The sequence below is a fragment of the Sinorhizobium sp. BJ1 genome, from assembly GCF_002531555.1.
Taxonomy (GTDB): domain Bacteria; phylum Pseudomonadota; class Alphaproteobacteria; order Rhizobiales; family Rhizobiaceae; genus Sinorhizobium; species Sinorhizobium fredii_B.
This window is the reverse complement of record NZ_NWTH01000081.1, coordinates 1-4,727: the sequence shown is the minus strand read 5'-3', so window position 1 is coordinate 4,727 and position 4,727 is coordinate 1. Positions and strand designations below refer to the sequence as shown.

Here is a 4,727-nt window from a genome sequence, read left to right as displayed (position 1 = left end):
GCTTCACCAGATTGTTGACGAAACGCGGCGAGACGCGAAAGTGCCGGGCCGCTGCCCGGTTGCTGTGCCCGTCCTCGACAAACGCAATGACACGGTTGCGCAATGCAAGCGGATGTGATTTGCCCATCGTCCCCCTTCCGAGGGTAAGAGCCAAACCCGATTCGGGAATCCCCTGAATCCCAAAAATCGCGACCCGCTTTAGTTCAGCAACATAACCTTAAAGCAAATTTAAAGAATGTTTTATGCCATCAACTCGACGTAAATTGTACGGTGCCGCTGAAATGATTTTTTGCCCCTGATGCGCAGATCTAAGGTCGAAAATATAGTTAGGATGGTTGGAGAATGCCTTTGGCATCTTCCTGGACCGATATGTCGAGCTGACCGATACCTTCGACTGACGATCCGCACGCCAATATCGAATCGGCTACCCAGCCGGTCAAGGCGAGGACATTGCTGTGAATACGCGAACAATTCTGCCTGGCGGCAAATTCGCGCCGCCGGCGCTGAGCCTACTAATGAAAGATCTGGGCGAACATCCACAGACGACGACCCTGTCCGACAGGGTATACGGCGTGATGCGTGAAAGCCTCAGATGTGGCGTGTATAAGCCTGGCGAAAAGATCACGCATCGCGCCATAGCCTCTCAGCTGGGGGTCAGCGTGACGCCCGTCCGAGAGGCGATCACGCGCCTCGTGTCCGAGGAAAGCCTGTCAATGCCAGCTCCAAAGACCATTGTCGCCCCAAGCCTGGTGCAGTCAGATTTAGAAGAAATCACGAAGATCCGCGTCAACCTTGAAGGATGGGCAGCGCAACTTGCGGCGGAAAATGCCTCGGCGACCTTCATTCGCGAGTTGGAGCATCATCATCTGGTCTATTGCACGCATCGGAGATCTCACGACACCAAGGCGAAGATTGCGGCAAATGCCAAGTTCCACTTCGCTCTATATGCCCAGTCGAAAGCGCCCCGGCTTCTGGCGATTATCGACAATCTTTGGGTGACAATCGGCCCCACATTGGGTCTTCTCGCAAATCGGGAACTAGAAGACAACGACGGCGAGAGATTTCACGACGCCGCAATCTTTGCACTGAAGGCAAGAAACACTGCCGCCGTCCAGGACGCGATAGTCGGTGATATACTCACTGGCCGTCTAAAAATCCAGCAAATTTTAAAGCCCGAATAAAAGAAGACGAATGTTTTGATCTCAAGCTTTTGCGATGCTGTGGGTGAGTGATGATGCTCGTCCACCTTGTCGGATCCGTTTGCCGGCAAGACGCGATAAATTACTGGTCGAGACCGTGAAGAGGGGCGCAGCTTTGCAGGCTTTTTTATGGCTGAGCCAAGCCGATGGAGAAGACGGCCGACATTGGAGCGTGCACGACAACGCCGCGCTCGGCGAGTTCCACGCACAGTTTTAGGCGATCATGCACTAGACCTGAATCCGAAATTCGTGTCATAAGTCCTGGACTTTCTGGCAGAAACGTTTGACGGAGGTCAGGATGTCGTCTGCGGATTTCGTCCACCGGTAAGGCTTCGGGTTCTCGTTATGGGTTCGATGAAGCTTCGGATGTCGGCTTCGAGCTGCATTGTCGAAGTGTGGACGCCGCGACGGAGCTGCTTGCGGGTCAGTTCCGCAAACCAGCGTTCGACCTGATTGATCCATGGCGCCGAGGTCGGGGTGAAGTGCACGTGGTAGCGCGGCCGTCGCATCAGCCAGTTTTTGACCGATGCAGTTTTGTCGGTCGCATAGTTGTCCATCACGATATGAACGTCCAAGTCGGACGGTACGCTCGCATCGATCTGCTTCAGGAAATCCAGGAATTCGGTGGAACGGTGCCGCTTGTAGCATTTGCCGATGACAAAGCCGGAGGCGACATCTAGAGCTGCAAACAACGTGGTTGTGCCGTGTCGGACATAAGAATGCGTGCGCCGGTCCGGCACGCGAGGCATCATCGGCAGCACTGGCTGCGCGGTCGAGAGCCTGAATTTGGCTCTTCTCGTCCACGCTGAGAACCAGCGCCCGATTGGGAGGTGACAGATAAAGACCGACGATGTCGCGGACCTTATCGACGAACAAAGGATCGCTGGAAAGCTTGAACGTCTCTGTGCGATGAGGCTGCAGGCCGAAAGCGTTCCATATCCGGCGGATCGTCGTGTGCGAAAAGCCTGTGGCCCCTGCCATCGAGCGGATCGACCAATGGGTCGCATCGCTTGGCGTTGAACGCAGCGTGCGCTCGATCACAGCCGCAATCTGATCGTCGTCGATTGTTCGGGGCCGACCAGGGCGTACTTCGTCGAGCAGCCCATCGAGCCGATCTTTAAGGAAGCGCCGTCGCCATTTGCCAACCGTATGTTTATGCACGCCGAGCTCGCCCGCAACGACCTTGCTCGGACTCCCTCGCCACGAAGAATGATCCGGCATCGCTCCGACATGGAGCGCGCAACACGATGCTTGCGTACCTGTCGCTCCAGATATTCCCGCTCCGCCTCGCTCAAAACCAATGGTGCCGTTGGTCGGCCAGTCGCATTTGCCATGCGTCAACCTCCAATGAAGAGGCCAAGCATACAATGTAGTGAATTTTAGTTCCAGATGACTAGAGCAACGGACGTTCAAGTGAATCCATATCCCGCTGCGTTGAAGTAGTTTCTGCATTCGGCTGGGGAGAACAGGGTGCAGATGTCGCCGATGGCCTTCCAGAGGGCGTCGATGCTGCGGACGGCCTTTGCTCTCAGATGCGCTTTCAGCTTGGCGAAGGCCATTTCGATCGGATTGAGATCGGGGCTGTAGGGTGGCAGGAAGAGCAGCCAGGCGCCCTTGGCGCAGACCATCTGCTCGACCTTCTGGCTCTTGTGGGCGGCAAGATTGTCGAGGATGACGACATCGCCGCGTCGCAGCGTGGGCGCCAGCTGTGTTTCGACGTAGGTCTCGAAGATGCGCCGGTTCATCGGCCGGTCGACAACGAAGGGTGCGGTCAGCCCGTCACATCGCAAGCCGGCGATGAAGGTCTGTGTCTTCCAATGACCGAAGGGCGCCTTGCTCTTCAGCCGGTGCCCTTGAGGCATCAGCCGCGCAGTCGCGTCATCTTCGTCGTTGTGCCGGTTTCATCAATAAAGACAAGACGATATGGCTCAAGTCGCATCCTCGGCTGCCGTCCGGTCGTCCAGGCTTGCCGGGCCTGGCGAATATCCGGGCGATCTTGCTCGCTGGCTAGCAGCGTTTATGGAATGGCTCGCCCACTCAGGCTCCTGCACAATGGCGCAGGTTCAATCGAGAAAGGGACAGGTCATGCAGATCGCATTATTGGGAATTGATCTCGGCAAGAATAGCTGCAGCGTCGCAGGCATCGATGCCAGCGGCGAAGTTCTTCTGCGCCGACGACTGCACCGCAACAGCATTCCCAAATTGGCCGCGAGGTTTCCTGGATGCATCATTGCGATGGAAGCGTGCTGCGGCGCTCATCATCTCGGCCGGGTGCTGCGAAAGCAGGGTCACGTAGTTCGTCTCTTGTCGCCGGAATACGTCCGCCCCTATGTAAAGGCGCAGAAGAATGACGATCGCGACGCTGAGGCAATTGCTGAAGCCGCGACCCGGCCAACGATGCGGTTCGTCGCCCTCAAGAGCGAGGAGCAACTCGACCTGCAGAGCCTCCATCGCGCCAGAGATCGTTTGGTCGGTGAACGGACAGCCCTGATCAATCAACTGCGTGCAATTCTTCTGGAGCGCGGCATCACAATTCCGCAGGGCCGTCAGAAGCTTGAAAGCATGCTTCCGCAACTGATCGAAACCAGCGGCGATCTGTTGAGTGATCGAATCCGCCGTTTGCTCGAAGAGATGTGGCAGGAGCTTGGTGATCTCACCCGACGCATCACATCGTTTGATGATGAGTTCACTGCCTTTGCCCGCAATGATGCCTCGTGTCAGCGACTGGAATCGATTCCCGGCATAGGATCGTTGAACGCCACCGCCTTTGTCGCGGCGATCGACGAGGCGCAGGCCTTTGCTCGCGGCCGAGATCTCGCGGCCTGGCTGGGGCTGGTGCCGCGGCAGATGACCACCGGCGGAAAGCCTCGGCTGTTGGGCATCAGCAAACGGGGGAACGCATATCTGCGCCGCATGCTGATCCATGGTGCAAGGGCAGCCATGCCGCATCTGGCGCGCACCCAGACCGCAACCGGCTCGTGGCTGCGCCGACTGATCGCGCGCGCCCATCCGAATGTCGTCGTGGTCGCGTTGGCGGCAAAGATGGCCCGGATCATTTGGGCAGTTTTGCAGAAACGTGTTGCGTTCGAACACGCCGCCGCCGCCCTGTAATCGCGGCGTTGCGGCCTCGCGAACATCTGCGGGTGGAATGAGGAAGATGGCCTGACAGTTAGACGACGCCTTGAAAACCCGATCAAAAGGATGGCGGACCTCGCCGGAGCGTTTATGTGGATCAGGGCGTGCGGAGCTCCATCTTGGCCAAGGTGTGCCTTGAGACCGGATACGTTGGTGCAGATTGATCAGCCTCCTTCAGACCGCTTGCGGACGGGCGAGCCATACGTTTTTGAAGCGGTAGCCGTTACGGATAAACCAGCGGGAGATCGAAGCCGGATCGACGTTCGTGCCCTTGGCCGCCAGTTCGGCGCTGAGTTCGGGCATGGTTATATCGTCCTTTTCGCCGATCCGGCGTAAGCGCGTAGGGACTCCCACGTATCAATTGACGCGCTGATCGAGGATTTTCTGCATGAG

At 57.4% G+C, this 4,727-nt stretch carries 3 protein-coding genes and 2 pseudogenes; 2 read left to right on the top strand and 3 right to left on the bottom strand.

The features are described from left to right. Positions 1-455: 455 nt before the first annotated feature. A complete protein-coding gene (locus tag CO676_RS33880) occupies positions 456-1,181 on the top strand; it encodes a GntR family transcriptional regulator (protein WP_144340253.1) in 726 nt (241 codons plus the stop codon). A gap of 270 nt (positions 1,182-1,451) precedes the next feature. Here the strand turns inward: CO676_RS33880 and CO676_RS33875 are convergent. Beyond that, positions 1,452-2,533, bottom strand: a pseudogene (locus CO676_RS33875) (IS630 family transposase). Positions 2,534-2,608: 75 nt separating this feature from the next. After that, positions 2,609-3,216: pseudogene (locus tag CO676_RS33870) on the bottom strand (IS630 family transposase); the annotation flags it as partial. A 68-nt stretch (positions 3,217-3,284) separates the two neighbouring features. Here CO676_RS33870 and CO676_RS33865 point away from each other — a divergent pair. Continuing rightward, entirely contained in the window at positions 3,285-4,310 is a 1,026-nt protein-coding gene (locus CO676_RS33865; protein WP_097524263.1) for an IS110 family transposase, read from the top strand. 198 nt (positions 4,311-4,508) lie between these two features. On the opposite strand, the gene CO676_RS36960 is transcribed toward CO676_RS33865, so the two are convergent. Continuing rightward, on the bottom strand, positions 4,509-4,637 hold the full coding sequence (locus CO676_RS36960; protein WP_280952091.1) for a hypothetical protein: 129 nt from the start codon (positions 4,635-4,637) through the stop codon (positions 4,509-4,511). Positions 4,638-4,727 lie beyond the last annotated feature (90 nt).